Origin of the sequence: Actinomadura barringtoniae (genome assembly GCF_017573505.1) — a bacterium.
Classification (GTDB): domain Bacteria; phylum Actinomycetota; class Actinomycetes; order Streptosporangiales; family Streptosporangiaceae; genus Spirillospora; species Spirillospora barringtoniae.
On the sequence record NZ_JAGEOJ010000008.1, the window covers coordinates 180,730 to 198,763 of the forward strand.

At 70.9% G+C, this 18,034-nt stretch carries 12 protein-coding genes; 6 read left to right on the forward strand and 6 right to left on the reverse strand.

All coding sequences use genetic code 11. The features are described 5' to 3' along the window. Positions 1 to 2: 2 nt before the first annotated feature. A complete protein-coding gene (locus J4573_RS20710) occupies positions 3 to 752 on the reverse strand; it encodes a nucleotidyltransferase domain-containing protein (RefSeq protein ID WP_208257419.1) in 750 nt (249 codons plus the stop codon). Positions 753 to 915: 163 nt separating this feature from the next. After that, complete coding sequence (locus J4573_RS20715) at positions 916 to 2,511, reverse strand: sulfatase-like hydrolase/transferase (RefSeq protein ID WP_307796749.1); 1,596 nt, start codon at positions 2,509 to 2,511, stop codon at positions 916 to 918. 161 nt (positions 2,512 to 2,672) lie between these two features. Here J4573_RS20715 and J4573_RS20720 point away from each other — a divergent pair, with 161 nt between their 5' ends. From J4573_RS20720 to J4573_RS20740, 5 genes are all read left to right on the forward strand, one after another. Then, complete coding sequence (locus tag J4573_RS20720) at positions 2,673 to 4,307, forward strand: ArnT family glycosyltransferase (RefSeq protein ID WP_208257420.1); 1,635 nt, start codon at positions 2,673 to 2,675, stop codon at positions 4,305 to 4,307. A gap of 10 nt (positions 4,308 to 4,317) precedes the next feature. Further along, positions 4,318 to 5,169, forward strand: coding sequence for a DUF72 domain-containing protein (locus tag J4573_RS20725; RefSeq protein WP_504740198.1), 852 nt, complete (start codon positions 4,318 to 4,320; stop codon positions 5,167 to 5,169). 203 nt (positions 5,170 to 5,372) lie between these two features. Next, positions 5,373 to 8,324 carry a tetratricopeptide repeat protein gene (locus tag J4573_RS20730; RefSeq protein ID WP_208257422.1) on the forward strand — a complete coding sequence of 984 codons (2,952 nt, stop codon included), beginning with the start codon at positions 5,373 to 5,375 and terminating at the stop codon, positions 8,322 to 8,324. A gap of 90 nt (positions 8,325 to 8,414) precedes the next feature. Then, positions 8,415 to 11,189 carry a tetratricopeptide repeat protein gene (locus J4573_RS20735; protein WP_208257423.1) on the forward strand — a complete coding sequence of 925 codons (2,775 nt, stop codon included), beginning with the start codon at positions 8,415 to 8,417 and terminating at the stop codon, positions 11,187 to 11,189. A 247-nt stretch (positions 11,190 to 11,436) separates the two neighbouring features. After that, positions 11,437 to 12,234, forward strand: a complete 798-nt coding sequence (locus tag J4573_RS20740) for a phosphotransferase (protein ID WP_208257424.1) — start codon at positions 11,437 to 11,439, stop codon at positions 12,232 to 12,234. Here the strand turns inward: J4573_RS20740 and J4573_RS20745 are convergent. Together J4573_RS20745 and J4573_RS20750 are read right to left on the reverse strand one after the other, a co-directional pair. After that, positions 12,221 to 13,351 carry a cyclic nucleotide-binding domain-containing protein gene (locus tag J4573_RS20745; protein ID WP_208257425.1) on the reverse strand — a complete coding sequence of 377 codons (1,131 nt, stop codon included), beginning with the start codon at positions 13,349 to 13,351 and terminating at the stop codon, positions 12,221 to 12,223. The two genes, J4573_RS20740 and J4573_RS20745, sit on opposite strands and share 14 nt — an antisense overlap. Positions 13,352 to 13,428: 77 nt before the next feature. Beyond that, a complete protein-coding gene (locus J4573_RS20750) occupies positions 13,429 to 14,118 on the reverse strand; it encodes a nucleotidyl cyclase domain-containing protein (RefSeq protein WP_208257426.1) in 690 nt (229 codons plus the stop codon). A 163-nt stretch (positions 14,119 to 14,281) separates the two neighbouring features. Here J4573_RS20750 and J4573_RS20755 point away from each other — a divergent pair, with 163 nt between their 5' ends. Next, complete coding sequence (locus J4573_RS20755; RefSeq protein ID WP_208257427.1) at positions 14,282 to 15,211, forward strand: TetR family transcriptional regulator C-terminal domain-containing protein; 930 nt, start codon at positions 14,282 to 14,284, stop codon at positions 15,209 to 15,211. 9 nt (positions 15,212 to 15,220) lie between these two features. Here the strand turns inward: J4573_RS20755 and J4573_RS20760 are convergent, their stop codons facing one another. Both J4573_RS20760 and J4573_RS20765 read right to left on the reverse strand, forming a co-directional pair. Then, positions 15,221 to 16,897, reverse strand: coding sequence for an amidohydrolase (locus J4573_RS20760; RefSeq protein ID WP_208257428.1), 1,677 nt, complete (start codon positions 16,895 to 16,897; stop codon positions 15,221 to 15,223). A gap of 88 nt (positions 16,898 to 16,985) precedes the next feature. Further along, positions 16,986 to 17,876 (reverse strand): chitosanase, encoded by an 891-nt coding sequence (locus tag J4573_RS20765; protein WP_208257429.1) that lies wholly within the window; start codon positions 17,874 to 17,876, stop codon positions 16,986 to 16,988. Between the last annotated feature and the right edge of the window lie 158 nt (positions 17,877 to 18,034).

An 18,034-nucleotide genomic window follows, 5' to 3' on the forward strand; every position in this document is an offset into this window, starting at 1 on the left:
GATCAGGCGGTTCGGGCTGCGGCGAAGAGGCGTTCTGTTTCGGTGATGGCGTCCGGGAGGGCGTCGGGGCTCAGATTGGCGATGATGTCGTCGGCGCCGCGCAGGCCTGCGCGCTGGAGCAGGCGCTTCTCGTTGGTGACCCACTCGCCGCGCGCCGCGAGGACCGCGTGCGCGGTCTGCATGGCCGCCGTGGCGAGCGCTCCGGCGACCTCGGTGGTCTGGCCGCGCGGGGCGAAGGCCTTCCTGGCGTAGTCGAGCGTCATGGCCGCCCGTTCACCCCACATCCGCGACGCCGACTCGCGCAGGGCCTCGGGATAGCCGGGACGCGGAAGCTCGCCGCGCAGCACCCGGTTGACCGCCAGCTCGGCGACCACGAGGTAGCTGGGGATGCCCGCCAGGTGGAACATCAGCGGCTCCCAGTGGAACCGCCCCTCCCGGGCCGCGGCCAGCTCGTGCTCCACGATGTCGAGGTCGCGGTAGTGCACGTCGACCTGGCGACCGTCGATGGTGAGCCAGGCGCCGCCGTTGAAGACGCCGCCGCCCCAGCCGCCGATCTCGGACACCTCGCCCTCCCATCCGGCGGCGCGCAGGTCGGCCGGGTCGAACGCGTCCCGGTAGTAGATGGCCAGGTCCCAGTCGCTGCCGGGCTCGTTCGTCCCCTGCGCGCGCGAGCCACCGAGGGACACGGCGCGCACGCCGGGCAGGTCCGCGAGGCGGTCGGCGACAGGGTCGAGGAAGAGGTCGTCGGTCATGAGAGTCCGATCGTATGAAGTGGAAGAGGAACTCACCTGGCACGCCGCGCCGGACGCCGGAGCCTGAGCTCGAACGGCGCCTCGAGGGCGTGCGGGGACGTCACTTCACGGGAGCGATCGTACTAGGGGCGCTTACCTGGGGCGGTCCAGCGTCCGTTCGGCTTCACCTGCCTGCCTGGGGGCCGCTGCTGTTCGGGCTGAACGCGGACAGGAAGTGGTCCCGGAAGGCGCTCATGGGCCAGACGGGCGCCTGCGCGTTCGGCCTGATGCCGTCCTGCCAGCCCCACCCGGCGATCCGGTCCAGGACGGCCTTGTCGTGGGCGACGATCGTGATCGGAACGTCCCGGCTCGCGCCCTGGCCGGCGACCAGGGGAACGGGCTGGTGGTCTCCGAGGAAGACCAGCACCAGGTTGTCCTTGCCGTACTTCTCCACGTAGGAGACCAGGCTGTCGACCGAGTACTGGACGGATTTCATGTAGGCGGAGCGGATCCTGTAGTTGCTCTGCCAGACCCAGCGGCGCTTGTCGGCCGTCGCGGCGATGCCGTTGAAGATCGAGCCGTCGCCGAGCTGGTCCCAGCCGACCGTCTTCGGAAGAGGCGCCCAGGGGGCGTGGCTGGACAGCAGGATCATCTGCGTGAACGTCGGCGGGTGCGGCTTGCCCGCTTCGAGGTTCTGGTAGGTCTGCAGCGTGTACTGGTCGGGCATGGTCGCCCAGCCGAAGCGCGGCCCCTGATAGCCGAGGTCGTGCGAGGTGTAGATCTTGTCGTAGCCGAAGAAGTGCGACTCCGGCCACGACCTGGTGACGCCCGGGACGATGCCGAGGCTGCGCCAGCCCGCACGCTGGAACGCCTTGTTCAGAGTCATCCGGTTGCTGGAAACGAGCGTGTGGTAACGCCGCTGGTTGTTGATCCACAGGCCGGACAGCGTCGTGGAGTGGGCGAGCCAGCTGCCGCCACCCGCCGTGGACGAGGTGAGGAACCCGCTGCGCGATTCGAACCCGGCGGCCTTCAGGCGCCGGGTCCCGTCGTCGAGCGTGGCGGCGACCTGCGGGTTCTCGGTGGCGGTACGGCCATAGCTCTCGATGAAGGTGAGCATGACGTCCTTGCCGCGCAGGGACGTGAGGAGCCTGTCGCCCGGGGTGTTGCGGAACGCGTCGATCGAGGCGGCCTTCTCGAACTCCTTCTCGTCGTGCAGGCTCGACCGGAACTTCTGCAGGTGCTTGTAGGTGAGCTTGATGGCCCCTTCGGAAGCGACCGGGACGCCCGGCACGACCTGCGCGCCCATCGCGGCGCAGGCGATCCAGGTCGTTCCAAGGACGGCCACCGCACCGGTGGCGGCTCTGTTGTGCCGCACCATCACGTTGGACAGGCGCAACGAAGACAGGGTCGTGAGGGCCAGCATCAGGACGGCGGCCACGACGATCGCCCCGATGGTGAAGAACGCGCCCACGCGGCCGGCGGACGTGGAGAGGAACTCCATCCCGTCCCGGACGAACGTCCAGTCCAGCACCGGGTCGAACGGCCTGACCAGGACCGCGTAGAAGCCCATGTCCAGGAACTTCAGGATGAGCAGCAGGCCCATCCCGATGCCCGCCAGGATCGCCACCACACGGCGAGGCCGCGGCGGCAGAACGACGGCAAGGCCTATGCCGAGCAGGGCCTCTGCGGGGATGCGTACGAACGAGCCGGGTTTCAGGCTCTCGTACTTGATGGGCATGAGCAGGATGAACAGGACCAGAAGGCCGGCGAGGGCGGTCACCGTCGATGCTGCGATGATCCGCCGCCGGCTCCGGCGCGGGGTGTCGTTGAACTCCTCCACGGACGCGTATACGTGCGCCCGGCGCGGCCGGTTCAGTCGGATGCTTCTTCCAGGTGAGTCGATCGGGCACTGTTCTGCGTATAGAGGGCAGGAGGTGAGCCTTGTCGCGGCGTGGTTGGTTGCTGGTCCTGGTCGTTCTCGCGCTGCTCACCGAGATGGCGGCCGCGATGGTCGTCACCGCCGTGCAGCAGACGCCGACCATCGACGAGCCGGTGTACGTGGCCAGCGGTGTGGTCTACGTGCGGGAGCACAGCCTGCGCTACAACCCCGAGCATCCGCCGCTGGGCAAGCTGCTCATCGGGGCCGGGGCGGCGGCCGGGGGCGCGCGCCTGGATCCGGGGTTCTCCGGAACGCAGGAGGCGGCGGGGCGGCATCTGCTGTACGAGCAGGGCCTCGACGCCGACCAGATCCTGCTGGCCGCACGGCTGCCCGTCATCGTCCTGACGCTGTTGTTCGGGCTCGTGGTGTTCGCCTTCGCCCGAGACCTCGTCGGCCCGCTCGGCGGCGTCGTGGCCTTGGCGCTCTACGCGTTCTCGCCCGATCTCATAGCTCATGGCGCGCTGGCGACACTGGACGTGCCCGCGGCCGGATTCGTGCTGACCGCGCTGTGGCTGGCCTGGCGGGCGCGGGAAAAGCCCCTGCCGTACATACCGCTGGCCGGGCTGGCACTCGGCGCGGCGCTGGCGACCAAGATGAGCACGCTCGCGGCCATTCCGGTGCTGATGGGCCTCGCGGCGCTGTCGGCGGTCCACGCCGCGCCCGCGCGCGCACTCGCATCCGCACACGCACCCGCACCCGCGCCCAAGGCCAAGCGCCTCCTCTGGGGCGCAGCGGCAGCAGTGGGCGTCGCGGTCATCGCGGTCGCGGTGGTGTGGGTCAGCTACCTCGCCGTTGATCCGCGGTTGCGCTGGAGCACGCCGGACGGCACCCCGGCGGTCAGTGGCCTGCGCGCGCTGATGGTGGACCTGATGCCCTTCCCGCAGCCCTACCGGGACGGGATGCGCGTCCAGTTCGGCCTGGAGAACGAGGTCTGGGGAGGCTTCCTCTTCGGCCACTACTACCACGGGTCGCTCTGGTACTACCTGCCTGCGGCGATCCTGGTGAAGAGCCCCCTTGGCATGCTGGCGCTCTGGACGGCGGGCATTGTGACCATGCTGGCGGTGCCCCGCCTGCGCCCCGCTGCCCCCTACGTTCTGCTGCCGGCCGCCGCGCTGGCCATCGCCGCGACGTACGGCTCGCGCGACTTCGGCACCCGCTACGTCATCTTCCTGCCGATGCTGCTCGGAGTCGCTGCGGGCGCGGTGGTCCTCGTACGGCGGCAGGCATGGCGCGTGGCGGCCGCAGCGGCTCTCGGACTCGTCGTGGTCAGCTCCCTGCGGACGTTCCCGTACTACCTGCCCTACTCCAACGAGGCGTTCGGCGGCCCGTCCAAGACCTACCTGCGCCTGCACGACGCCAACGTCGACTGGGGGCAGGACCTCGGGCGGCTGGCCGACCGGCTGCGCGACCGCTACCCGGACCAGCCGGTCTGGCTCGTCTACAAGGGCAGCGGAGTCCCCTCCTACTACGGCATTCGGGCCTCCGACCCGCGCGGCCGCTCCCCCGACCAGGTGCACGGCCTGCTGGTGGTGTCCGACACCTCGATCGACAAGGCCGACCCTCCGCTGCGGGCGCTTCTGGCGGGCAGCCGCCGGATCGACGAGGTCGGCCACTCCATCACCATCTACCGCCGCTAACGTCTGAGCCATGCGGCTTCATGTGGGATGTGCGATGTGGACTCACGCTCCGTGGAACGGGCGTTACCTCCCCCATCCGCTCCCGCCCAAGGAGCGGCTCCACGCGTACGCCGGCTGGTGCAACGCCGTCGAGGGGAACACGACCTTCTACGCCACGCCCGCCAGGTCCTCGGTGGAGTCGTGGGCGGAGCAGACCTCGCCCGACTTCCGGTTCGTCGTCAAGATCCCCAAGACCATCACGCACGAGCGGCGGCTGGTCGAGGGCGAGGAGGAGCTGCGGCTGTTCCTGGCCGCGATGGAGCCGCTCGGCCCGCGCGCGCACGCCCTCTGGGTGCAGCTGCCCGGCTCGTTCGGCCCGAACGACCTCGGCGCGCTCGCGGCCTTCCTGCGGCGCCTGCCCGGAACGTACGGCTGCGCGGTCGAGGTGCGGCACCGCGCGTTCTTCGAGGACGCGCGGGCGGCGACGGCGCTCGAACGGACGCTGTCGCAGGTCGGCGCCGAGTGGGTGCCGTTCGACACCGTCGTCCTCTTCCAGAGCCCGCCGAACACCGACGCCGAGCGCGAGGCGTGGATGAAGAAGCCCCGTGTCCCGCGCCGGACCCGCGCCCTCACCGGCTCCCCCATCGTTCGCTACATCGGGCGTGACGACCGGGCCCGGACCGTCGAGGGCTGGCAGCACTGGGTCGAGACGACGGTCGGCTGGCTGCGCGAGGGCCGTTCACCGACCGTGTTCATCCACACGCCCTCCAACGCCGACGCGCTGGAGCTCGCGCGCGACTTCCACGCCGAGGTGCGCGCTCAAGTGCCCGAGGTCGAGCCGCTTCCCGAGCCTGTCCCGGCGGAGCCTCCCACCCTGTTCTAGCCGCCCCTGTTCATCCCTTTCCCGGCCCGTTCCCCACTCCGCGTCACGATCCGGTTGCGCGTGTTCCGATGGGCCCGAGCGCACAGGACTTTGGCCCCTGGGTTGGGTGTGACGCCCACCGCATTGTGGACGCAACGGGGTGAACTTCAGTGAGCCGGTCGTCCTCCCGGCCGGCGATGCAAGGCACATGGGAGGCGTCATTCATGTCGGGAAACGGGCCGGTGTTCTCGGGCGAGGTGCGAATCTCCGGGGACGCGGTCATGGGGGACAAGATCGTGGTGAACGCGGCCGGGGGCGGCCGCACCATCACACCCGCTCAACTGCCGCACGACGTCGCCGGCTTCGCCGGGCGGCGGATCCTGCTGTCAAGGCTCGACACCATCGTGGCCGGGGCACCCGCGGGGACGGTCATCGCGGTCCAGGGCATGCCGGGCGTGGGCAAGACCTCGCTCGCCGTCCACTGGGCCTACCGGGCCAAGGACAGGTTCCCTGACGGGCAGCTCTACCTGAACCTGCGCGGCCATTCCGAACGCGCCGCGCTCTCGGCCGCCGAGGCACTCGGGCAGCTGCTGCGCGGCCTCGGATGCTCGGCGAGCGAGGTCCCGGTGGACCTGGAGGAACGGGCCGCGCTCTACCGGTCGATGCTGGACGGCCGCCGGCTCCTCATCGTTCTGGACGACGCGGCGAACGCGGCGCAGGTGCGGGACCTGCTGCCGGGCGGCAGCACGTGCCTGGTGCTGGTCACCAGCCGGGTCCGGCTGATCGGCCTGCTGGTGACCGAGGGCGCCGCGCTGCTGACCGTCGGCGTCCTGTCCCCCTCCGAGGCCCGTGAACTCGTCGCCGCCATGCTCGGCAGCGACCGCGCCGCTCGGGAGCCGGACGCGGTCGACGACCTCGCGCGCTTGTGCGGGCACCTGCCGCTCGCGCTCCGGCTGGCGACCGCCACGCTGGTCGTACGCCCCGACGGCACCGTCGCCGGCCTGGTCCGCGACCTCGAACGCCGCGACCGGCTGGCCCTGCTGACGGTCGAGGACGAGCCCGAACGAGCCGTACGCGGGGCGTTCGACCTCTCCTACCGGCAGTTGGAGCCCGGCGCGCGCCGCATCTTCCGGCGGCTCGGCCTGGTCGAGGGCCCCGACCTGTCCGCCGAGACGGCGGCGGCGCTGGCCGACCGGCCCGTCGCAGTGGTCCGCACAGCGCTGCGAGCCCTGGCGGACGCCAACCTCGTGGAGGCCCGTCCGCAGGGCCGCTACGCCCTCCACGACCTGCTCCACGAGTACGCGCGCGAACGCTGCCTGGCCGAGGAGCCGTCCCGAGCCGTCCGGTCGGCCGTGCGCCGCCTCCTCACCTGGTACGTGTCCGAGGCCCGCGAACGCGCGTCCTCTCCCCGGACCGCGCTCGCCTGGTTCGAGGCCGAACGCGCCAACCTGGTCGCCGCGAGCCGCCAGGCCTCCCGTACCGGCCCCGCCGAGGTCGTCTGGCAGCTGGCCGAGGCCCTGTACGGCTTCCTCGACCTGCGCCGCTACGTGGACGAGAACCTCGACCTGCATCGCAACGGCCTCGCCGAAGCCCGCCGCAAGGGAGACAAGCGCGCCGCGGCGCAAATGCTGCAACACCTGGCGGTCACCTACCGCGAGGTGGGCCGCTACGCCGAATCCCTGGACCACGCGGAACTGTCCCTGCGCCTGTGGCGCTCCCTGGGCAACGCCTCGGGCGAGGCCGCCGCGTACAACAGCATGGCCCGCGTCCACCTGCTCTGCGGCCGCTACACCACGTCCCTGAACCTCTGCGAGAAGGCCCTCTACCTGCGCAGCCAGATCGGAGAGCGCAAGGGCGAAGCCGAGACCCTGGACAACATCGCGGGCGTCTACTGGCGCATGGGCCGCTATGAGGACTCCCTGGCCCAACTGGACCAGGCCCTGGAAATCTGGCGAGAACTGGGCGACCGGCGCGGCGAGGCCGAGGCCCTCACCAACAGCGCCGTGGTGCACGACGGCCTGGGCCACTATGACGAGGCCCTTGCCGCAGCCCGGCTCTCCCTGCCGATCCGCCGCGAGACCGGCGACCGCTACGGCGAGGGCTATACGCTCGACATCATCGCCTACATCAAGCGCAGCCTCGGCCGCTACACCGAGGCCCTTGAGGACGCGGCCGCCTCCCTGGAAATCCAGCGGCAGATCGGCAACCGCCACGGCGAGGCCGCCACCCTCTGCACCATCGGCGCGGTCCGTACCGTCCACGGCGACTACGAGGACGCCCTGCGCCACTACGAGCGTTCCCTGCGCATCCGCGACGAGATCGGCGACCTGCCCGGTAAGGCCTTCACCCTGGACGCCATCTCCGAAGCGTTCTGGCGCCAGGGCCGGGCCACCCCGTCCTGCAACTACGCCGAACGGGCCCTGGAGATCCGCCGCGAGATAGGCGACCGCCGCGGCCAAGGCGAATCCCTCATCGCCCTGGCCCGCGTCCAACGCCGCTTGGGTTCCTACGGCGAAGCCACGCTCCTCGCCCGCTCAGCCCTAGAACTCCACCGCGAGATAGAAAACCGGCACGGCCAGGCAGCGGCCCTGGAAGAACTGGCCCGCTGCCGGCGCCGCCTGGGCGAGCACGCACGTTCCGTACTCTCTTGCGGCGAGGCGCTCCGCATCATGAACGAGATCTCCGACCTGCGCGGCAAGGCCCGAGCCCTCGACAACCGGGCCCGCGCCCGCCGCCACCTGCGCGAGTACGCCCTGGCCAACGACGACGCCCGCCAGGCGCTGGAAATCTCCCGCTCCCTGGGTGACAAGCACGGCCAGAGCCGTTCCCTGGAGTGCCTGGCCAGAATCGCCTTCGCCGAAGGCGACCACACCACTGCCCGCCACAACGCCACCGAGGCCCTGACTCTCTGCGAGGAGACCCACAACCTCTACGGCCTGGGCATGGCCCTGCATCTCCTAGGCGTACTGGCCGAAACCGGCGAGGACCTCGCAGGAGCCCATCGCCTATGGGAGCGCGCCGCCCACGTCCGGCAGGAGATCGAGGACGTCCACGGCGAGCTGGCCACCCTGGAGCGCCTGGCCTCCCTCAACGTCCGCCTGGGCCGCCCCGACGAAGCCGACCTGATGCTGCGCCGCCTGACCCGCGTCCGCGAGCGCCTCCCGAACGCCGGGTGAGTGCGTCGAACAACTGTGTCGCGCTACACGATCCGTTGGAACGCGGCGAGTTACTCTCACCAAAACCCACAAGGGCGGCGAGGATCTCTGGTGGAGGCCTACCCGGGAAAAGCCAAGGTCGAGGGCGACGCCGTCGCCGGGGACAAGATCGTCCACATGGGCGGTCCGGCGAGCCGGCCGCAGGCTCCCCCGCGCCAGCTCCCCCTCGACATCCATGGGTTCTCCGGGCGAGGCGACGTCCTCGCCCGGCTGAACACCCTGGCCGAGGAGAACCGGCACTCGCTCTCACCGCTCATCTTCGCCATCACGGGGATGCCCGGCGTGGGCAAGACGACCCTGGCCGTGCACTGGGCCCATCTCATGGCCGACCGGTTCCCCGACGGGAACATCTTCATCGACATGCAGGGTTACTCCGACCGCGCCTCGCTGTCCTCACGCGAGGCGCTCGGGCAGGTGCTGCGCGCGCTGAACGTTCCCGCCGACCGGATCCCGGTCGACGAGGGCGAGCTCACCGGCCTCTACCGATCGCAGCTGGCGAAGAAGAAGATCCTGATCGTCCTGGACGACGCGGCCGGATCCCAGCAGGTGCGGCCGCTCCTGCCCGGCAGCCCGACCTGCGTGGTCGTCGTGACCTCACGCGACGGCCTCGCGGGCCTGGTCGCGCGCGGCCACGCCCGGATGGTCCCGCTGGACCTGATGCCGGCGAACGAGGCCCTCGAACTGGTCCGCACGGTCGCCGGGCACGAACGGACCGACGCCGAGCCCGAGGCGGCGACCGAGCTCGTGCGGATCTGCGCACGGCTGCCGCTCGCGCTCAGCGTCGCGGCGGCCAACCTCGCGACCCGGCCGCAGCAGTCGGTGGCCGACGCCGTGGCGACGCTGGCGAACGGGAACCGGCTCTCCAACCTCGCGGTGGGCCGCGACCTGGACAACGCCGTCGGGGCCGCGTTCGACCTGTCCTACCGCGGCCTCAAGCCCGAGCTCGGCCCGACCTTCCGGATGCTGGGCCTGATCGAGGGGCCGACGTTCACCTCCGAGGCGGTCGGGGCGCTGTGCGCGGTCACCCCGGAGGCCGCGCAGGGCATGCTGAACGCACTGGAGGCCTCCAACCTGGTCCAGGCCGTGTCCTCGGGGCGCTATCAGCTGCACGACCTGCTCCGGGAGTACGCGCGGGGCCGCGCCGAGGCCGAGGACGGCCACGTCATCCGCGAGGCGGCCTTTCAGCGCCTCGCGACCTGGTACCTGACCAGGGCGCAGCAGGCGGGCCGGTTCCTGGACCGCTACCGCCGGACCATCGGGCAGGAGCTGGCCGCGCTGACCGTGGACATCGAGCCGTCGGAACGCGCCAGGCAGCTGGAGTGGTTCAACGACGAGTACCGCAACCTGATCGAACTCAGCCGCCAGACCTCCGAGCTGCACTGGGACGACCTGACGATCGGCCTCGCCGACGCGCTCTACGACTTCTTCGAGCTGCGCAGGCACGGCCCCGAGAACATCGCCGTGCACCGACTCGGACTTGAGGCCGCGGAACGATGCGGGCACATCCCCGCCCAGTTCTTCATGCACCACCACCTCGCCGTGGCCTACCGCGAGATGGGACGGACCCGCGAGGCGTTCGCGGCGGCGGAGGTCGCCTGCGAGCTGAGCCGCCAGGTCCGCGACCGGTACGGCGAGGGCGCCGTCCTCGACAACATCGCGCGGATCCACCTGCAGGTCAGCGACTACCGTGCGGCCCTCGGCGTCACCCGGGTCGCGCTGGCCATCCGGCACAGGATCGAGGACCGGCACGGCGAGGCGACCACCCTGGACACGATGGCCCGCGTTCACCAGGGCCTCAGCGAATACCAGCGGGCGTTCGAACGGGCCTCCGACGCGCTGGAGATCAGGCGCCAGATCGGTGATCAGCGGGGCGTCGCCGAGACGCTCGACAACATCGCGCACATCTACTACGGCTGGGGGCGGGCCTCACCGGCGCTCGACTACGCCAGGCAGGCGCTGGAGCTTCGCCGCGAGATCGACGACCAGCACGGCGAGGGCGAGACCCTCGCGTTCATGGGCCATCTCTACATGTGGCTCGGCGACCACCGGCAGGCACGCGACTTCGTCGAGCACGCCCTGCTCATCCGCCAGTCGGTGTCCGACCGCAGCGGCGAGGGGCAGGCGCTGGTCTACCTGTCGACCATTCAGCGCCGGCTCGGTGACGAGGGTGGTGCCGTACGGGCCGGACTGGAAGCGCTCGACATCCTCCAGGAGCTGGGCGACCGGCACGGCGAGGCCGAGGCCCTGGTCAATCTGAGCCGCAGCTACCGGCGGCTGGAGACCTACGACCGTGCCCGCGTGGACGCCGAACGCGCGCTCACGATCAGCGGCTCGATCGGCGACAGGTTCGGGGAGGCCGCCGCGCTGCGCGCCCTCGCCCTCGTCACGCGCGACTGCGGCGACCTCAACACCGCACGCAAGTGCTCGACGCGTTCGCTGCGCATCTGCCGCCGGATCGGCAACAGGCGCGGTGAGGCCGACTCCCTGGACGTGCTGTGCAAGGTCTTCCACCGGCTCGGGCTGCTGGAGAAGGCGTACCGAACCGCGGTCCGGTCGTGCGCCATCGCCGTCGAGGTCAGCGACGGCCACGGAACCGTGGTCACGATGCTGGCCATGGTCGAGATTCTGCGCGACAAGGGCGACCTGCACTCGGCCATGTCCCACATGAAAGAGGCCATGGAACTGATCGGCCATCTCAGCCACAAACGCCAGCTCAAGGCGTGGTGGCTGCTCGCCGAGATCTGCGCCGAGCAAGGCGACCATCAGGCCGCCGAAAGGGCACGCGCCGAGGCCCTTCAGCTGGAGAAGGAATCAGTGGGTCAGTGATCGCCGGGCCGATGCCTGACATTGACCCAAAGGGGCAGCTCACCCCGAGATTTTGTGCTCTCATTAGTCCCCTCACGGGCGACACGATGCCCGACCGGACTGCCCTCCACCCGACCGGTGGCAAGGCACCTGCCACCGGAGACAGAGCTTGGTCGAACCATCGTGGCTGCGGGTTCTGGCGGATCATTACGACCACCATCCCGTGCCTGCTTCGCACTATCGGCTGCGGTGCCACAGCCTGCATTTCGTGTACCGCTGGGAAGGGCGCAGGTACGTCCTCTCCCAGGTCCACAAGGACGATCGGCGCGTGCCCTTTCACCGGCAGTTCGCGCTCACCGGGTTCTTGAACGAGCACACCGGCGTCGTGAAACGCGCGCATCCCCCGATCGGCCGCGACGAGACGCCGTGGATCGAGGACGCCTCGCACTACTGGTTCGTCAGGCCGTACACCGACCATGACGCGGCACCGGACTGGTGCGACCCTCAGCTCATCGAGGACTTCGCCACCAAGCTGGCGATGGTCCATTCCATCGCGCAGAAGCACGACGCGCCCCCGGCAGGCGAGCTCGCGCCCTACCACTGGCCCGTTCGGACGGTGCTGACGCGCCCCGACGAGTTCGTGGACGACATGGACGCCCGGCTGCGGCCGCCGGATGAGGTCGACCACGTCCGGCTGGGCCTCAAAGGACTGGCCGAGGACGCGGCAGGGCTGGACCTGGGGCCCGTCGGGATCACCCACCAGGACCTCAGCCCCGCGAACATCCTGGTCAAGAACCGCGAGGTCGTCTCGATCATCGACTGGGACCGGGCCCAGGTGGACCGGCTCCTCTACGACGCCGTCCTGGCCGCGCTGCACCTCACCCTGCGCCAGCCCGCCACCGACCCGTCCGGCGCCGCCGAACGCTTCATCAAGACCTATCGGCGCACCTACGACGTGGACGACGCGGCGGTCCGCTGGATGTTCCGCTATGCCGTGCTGCGCAACCTCGCGGTGAGCCGGTCGCCGGAGAAGTGGCGGAGGCTCACGGCGTTCATTCGCGGATGATGATCTTGTTGCCGAGGACGAAGTCACCTTGGACTCTGAGGTCGCCTTCGAACCTTGGGCCCGTTGAGGGCGGGGGTTCCCCGGGGGCGGCCGGAGGGTTCTGGGCGCGGACGGCAGGGGTGTTGGGCGCGGCGTCGGCCGTGAGGTAGATCCAGGCCTTGGCCTTGGTCTCCTTCACGCGGACCTTGACCTGGCGGTAGGCGCGGGGGTCCACGGCGCCGGGGGCGTGCTTGACGACCGAGTCGTAGACGAACTCGGAGACGATGAAGCCGAGGTCGCTGCCCGCTTCGGCGAGTTCGGCCTTGAGTATCGGGGCGTCCAGGAGGCGGGCGGTCTGGCTGACGGACTCGCCGGCCACGCCCCGGCCGTCCCGGGAGACGGGGCCGACGTGGAGGGCGACGCGGAGCTGGAGCCGGACCGGGGCGGTGGCGCGGCGGTTGTGGGTGCGCAGGCCGGCGGACAGGCGTGAGACCAGCGGGTCGACGAGCTTGGCGGTGGGGATGGAGGGCGGCGCGATGAGGAGGGCGCCGTCGCCGCGGTCCTCGACGTGGCAGGAGGTCCAGGGGACGCCGGACTCGCCGAAGGAACTCTGCAGGACGTCGTACATCGCCGCTTTGATCACCTTGCGGTCGCCGTCGGTGCGGGACGGGTCGTTGAACGAGGCGATGTCGGTGAAGAGGATCGAGCACATCTGGCCCGACCAGTCCGGCTCGTTCGAGGTGCGCTGGAGGGTGGCGGGGACGCGCTGCTCGCTGAGGCGGTCGTAAAGCTCCTGCTCCAGGAGGGCGCCCAAGTGGGGCTGCTCGTTGAGGAAGCGGGCGAAGTCCTCGGCGGGGACGACGAGGAGGTCGACGGGTTCGAGTGCGATGACGGTGGCCGAACGCGACCGGATCGTGAGGACGGCACGTTCGCCCAGGAGGTCGCCCGGGCCGCGCAGGGCGAGGGTCTGGTCGTCAGAAGTGATCTTCGCCGAGCCCTGGAGGATCACCATGACGTCGGTGGCGGGGTCGTCCTCGCGGCAGAGGACGGTGCCGGGCGGATGGTCCGCCCGTCGACCGCGTCCGAGCAGGTGCTGTTGTTCGGCGTCCGTCAGCGAACTCCAGAATGTCGCTCCCACCGGAACCCCCAATCGCCCTAGCCATGCCTATCAGGGGTGGGGTGGGCAGACCGCGTCCCGCGACACAGATGGCATGGTTAAGCGGAGTTGGCGGGCAGTGACACGATGTCGGCGTCCTCGCAGACCTGCACCCAGGCGGGGGCCCGGGTCTCCTTGAGGGCGGCGATGACCGGGCGGTAGGTCGCGGGGTCGATGAGGCCCGGGGCGTGCCGGACCACGTCGTCGTGCAGGGTGCCGGAGACGATGAGGGCGGTGGCGCCGCAGGCGACGGCCTTGAACGCCGGGGCGTCGAGCAGCCGGAAGACGTGGTTGACGGCGCGGCCGGCCAGGCCGTAGTCGTCGCGGTGGACCTCCCCCGCGTGGACCGAGACGCGCAGGCTGATCTGAGCGATCTCGCTGGCGAGGCGGTTGTGGCGGCGTACGGCGGCACGCAGGTGGAGCGCGAGGGGGCCGAGCACGGTCGCCGCGGGGACGTCCGGCGGCAGGACGATCACGGCGCCGTCGCCGCGGTCCTCGTGGACGGTGTCGGCCCAGGCGATCGGGGCGGCCTCGAACGCCTGGGTGAGGATCAGGTAGAGCGCGCGGCGTAGGGCCAACTGGACCTCGTCGTCGTGGGACTCGTCGTTGAAGCCCACGATGTCGACAGCGAGGATCACGCGGTGCGGGGACCACTCGGGCTGGTCCATCGCGGTCACGAGCAGCTTGACGGCATCGGCGAGGGCCGCCACGGCGGCGAGGTGGAGCGGCCCCTTGTCGGGTGTGCGCATGGTTCCGTTGTAAGCCGGAACGGGCCGCATGACACGGCGCCCAGGTGCGCGGACGCAGCTGCGCGGTGCGCGGATGAGAGGGCGCGGGTGAGAGGGCGCAGGTGCGCGGTACCGCGCAGGCGCGCGCCTATGAAAGAAAGCTCCGTGGGAGCACCATGCGAGTGTGGACCAGAAGCAGACGCTCAAGCAGCGGCTCCCCTTCCCCTACAACCAGGACCTGTCGCAGGTCCTGCGGAAGGTCGACCGCAGGACGCTGTTCAGCAAGTCCCGGATCGCCAACGACCCGGTCACGGCGGCCTACCTGGCGGCCGCGATGCGGCTGATCGAGCGGCACTTCGGGCCGGGCGCCGAACGCTCGCCGGTCGACCCGAGCGACGAGAACTCGGTGGAGCGGCCGCTGCTGGGCTTCCTGTCCCAGCGTGCGGTGGCCGCCGAAGTGAGCCGCAACCCCGACCCGTTCCCCCGGGTCGGCAGCGTGCCGACGCTGCGCAGCACGTGGCGGTCGCACTCGGACTTCATCGCCGACCTGCTGCGGTTCGGGCTGTGGTCGCAGTACCACCCGGCGCGGTGGGAGAGCGACAAGACGGCGGCGGCGATCGAGCAGCTGATCGACGGCGCCGAGCCCGACTTCGCGCAGTCGATCCACGAGCTCAGCTACCGCAACCTGATGATCTTCGTGGCGCGGCCGCGGTTCCGGCTGCGGCTGGTCGCGGTCGCGGCGGCCGAGGGCGACGAGGTGATCCGGGAGGCGCTCGGCGAGCTCTACCACGAGGCGCTGGTGTCGTGGCGGGCCGTCTTCGTCGAGGTGCTGCGCAACCGAGGCCTGCAGCTGCGGCCCGGAGTGCAGCCCGACGACTTCGTCAACATGCTCGCCGCGGTCGCCGAGGGGACCGCCGTGCATGCGCTGTCGGCGCCGTCGCCGCTGGTCATCGACCATGAGCGGCGGCGCACGCTGCTCGGCACTGCGGCGCTGGCGCTGATCCACGGCTGCCTGGAACGGGTGGACGAGGCCGACGGCAGCTCGCTGGAGCAGGCCGTGCACGCCAAGGTCTACGGCAAGCTCCCGCCAGAGGAGGAGGCGCAGGCCTCATAACAGGCAGGCTCAGGCCTCGTGGACGACCCGGCCGTCCACGAAGGTGAGGGCCACGGCGGTGTCGGCGATGGCGAGCGGGGGGCCGTCGAACGGGTCGCGGTCCAGGACGACCAGGTCGGCGCGGTTGCCCGGCCGCAGGCTACCGGCGTCGTCCAGGTGGTTCACGTGGGCGGCGCCGGCGGTGTAGGCCGAAAGGGCCGTGGCCAGGTCAAGGGCCTGCCCGGGCAGGAACGGCTCGGCGGCGCGGCCGGGCTCGATCCGGTTGACGGCGACGTGCACGCCCTTGATCGGGTCGGGGCTGCTGACCGGCCAGTCGCTCCCCGCCGCGAGCGTGGCCCCGGCGCGGCGCAGGTCGCCGAACGGGTACTGCCGGGCGGCGAGCCCGGGCCCGAGGAACGGGATGGTCAACTCGTCCATCTGCGGTTCGTGGGCGGCCCACAGCGGCTGCATGTTGGCGGTGGCGCCGAGGCCGCGGAAGCGCGGCACGTCGTCGGGGTGGACGACCTGCAGGTGGGCCAGGTGCGGGCGGGTGTCGCGCCAGCCGTTGGCCCTGCGGGCCGCCTCGACGGCGTCCAGTGCCTCGCGGACCGCGCGGTCGCCGAGGGCGTGGAAGTGCACCTGGAAGTCCAGGGCGTCCAGCGCCGCGACGTGCTCCTTCAGCTCGTCGGGGTCGAAGAAGCTGAGGCCGCTGTTGCCGGTGGCGCAGCCGCACGCGTCCACGTACGGGGCGGTCATCGCGGCGGTGAAGTTCTCCGCCACCCCGTCCTGCATGATCTTGACGGTGCCGCAGCGGAGCCGGCCGGTGGTGAGGCGCTCGCGGCGGCCGAGCAGGGCGGGGATCTGGTCGGTGCCGCGCCCGCGCGACCACCACAGCGCGCCGACCACGGTCGCGGTGAGGGAACCGTCCTGGGCGGCGGTCAGGTAGGCGTCGGAGACGTCGGGGTAGCCGTCGGTTCCGCCCACGATCGCGTCCTGCCAGGCGGTGATGCCGAGGCCGTGCAGGAGCTTCTGCGCCCGCATCAGCCCCTCGAGCCGGTCCGCGGCGGTCACTGGGGGAACGAGGGACCCGACGAGGTCCATCGCGCCCTCCTGGAGCATCCCGCAGGGCTCGCCGCCGGGCTCGCGTTCGATGCGCCCGTCGCCGGGGTCGGGCGTGGCGGCGGTGATCCCGGCCAGTTCCAGGGCCCGGCTGTTCACCCAGGCGCCGTGGTGGTCGCGGTTGACCAGGAACACGGGCCGGTCCGGAACGATCGTGTCGAGCACGGCCCGCGACGGCACGCCGCCCGGGAAGCTCTCCATCGACCAGCCGCCGCCGGTGATCCACTCCCGTTCAGGATGGGCGGTCGCGTACCCGCGGATGCGCCGCTCGTACTCGGCCGGATCAGTGGTCCCGGCGAGGTCGCACTGCCCGAGCTCCACCCCGCCCATCACGGCGTGGATGTGGGCGTCCTGGAAGCCCGGCAGCAGCAGCCGCCCGCGCAGATCGACGACCTCGGTGCGCGGGCCCCGCAGCTCCCCGACCTCGTCGTGGCCGACCGCCACGATCCGGCCGTCGCGGACCGCCAGGCTGGTCGCCCAGGAACGCGCCGAGTCCATGGTCATCACGGGTCCGCCGGTGAACAGCAGGTCTGCGGGGGCGTCGTCGGCCCTGGCGGAGGCGGGCTTGGCGGGGGCGTGCTCGGTCATGGTCGTACGGTACAGACCGGAACGGGCGCCTCCCAGGCAGGATGCCGGGAGACGCCCGCGCGAACGGCGATCAGCGGGATCAGCTCGTTCAGCCGATGTGGTACGGGTCGCCGTAGACCTTCCAGTCCAGCGGCGTGTGCAGGTCGAGGTTGCCCTTCTTGAGGAAGACGCGCTGCTCGGTGTCGACCCGGCTGGTGTCGCTGTGCGCCTCCTCCTTCTTCATCTCGACCACGCGCTCGTCGAGGAAGGCGTTGAGGTACTTGACCTCGTCGCCGCCCTGGGACGGGGGCTTGGCCTTCTTGAGGGCGCGGTTGCGGATCGGGTTGATCTCGCCGTGCATGACCATGGCGTCGTAGTAGATGAACTGGCCGAGGGTGCCGAGCCCGTCCTTCTTGGCCTGCGCGACCGAGGGGTTGAAGTAGACGCGGTCGCGCTCGTCGTTCTGCGCGGTCTTGAAGACCGAGTCCTTGGCGGCGGTCTTCCAGGCCGAGGTGTAGCCACTGAGGCCCGAGTGCGAGTCCGAGCCGTTCACCTTGCGCAGCGCGGGCAGGTACTTGGCCAGCACGTTGCCGGGCTTGCGGTCGGTGTAGAGCTCGACCAGGTCGAGCATGTCGCCAGTGCCCGAGCAGAAGCCGATGATCCCGGCGGTGTACCCGCGGCCGTCGCCGATGTCCTCGATGTAGCCGTACTGCGCCTTCCAGTCCAGCGAGGAGTTCTCCGCGCTGGACACCAGTTCCATGGCGTACTCCTTCTTCACCGGGTCGTCGAGGCCCGGTGCGGCCTTGACGGCGGCGACCGCCGAGGCCGAGTGCGCGGAGGCCGCGCAGGCGGTCGCGCCGGAGAAGGCGGGGGCGGCCAGCAGCAGCGCGGCGAACGCGACATGCCGGGTGCGGCGAAGGGCCGCGGATCGGCGCGGAGCTTTGGACAGGCTCGGAGCTTTGGACAGGCGGGGACGTTCCTGGGGCGGGGGTGCGTGCATGAGACGTCCTTGCGGGGAACATAGTTAGGAACCTTTCCTAACCAACGCACAGGAAAGCACCCCGCACCGGGCGCGACAAGGGCCCAATTCATGGCAGTGGTCCCGTCAACGCCCCGCAGAGAGAGGCATTGACGGGACCACCAGGGATCATGCCGATC

Excerpts from the sequence above, each read along its gene's own strand:
- J4573_RS20765 (WP_208257429.1), bottom strand. The coding sequence starts at position 17,876 with ATGCACGCACCCCCGCCCCAGGAACGTCCCCGCCTGTCCAAAGCTCCG.
- J4573_RS20730 (WP_208257422.1), top strand. The coding sequence starts at position 5,373 with ATGTCGGGAAACGGGCCGGTGTTCTCGGGCGAGGTGCGAATCTCCGGG.
- J4573_RS20725 (WP_504740198.1), top strand. The coding sequence starts at position 4,318 with ATGCGGCTTCATGTGGGATGTGCGATGTGGACTCACGCTCCGTGGAAC.
- J4573_RS20750 (WP_208257426.1), bottom strand. The coding sequence starts at position 14,118 with ATGCGCACACCCGACAAGGGGCCGCTCCACCTCGCCGCCGTGGCGGCC.
- J4573_RS20760 (WP_208257428.1), bottom strand. The coding sequence starts at position 16,897 with ATGACCGAGCACGCCCCCGCCAAGCCCGCCTCCGCCAGGGCCGACGAC.
- J4573_RS20710 (WP_208257419.1), bottom strand. The coding sequence starts at position 752 with ATGACCGACGACCTCTTCCTCGACCCTGTCGCCGACCGCCTCGCGGAC.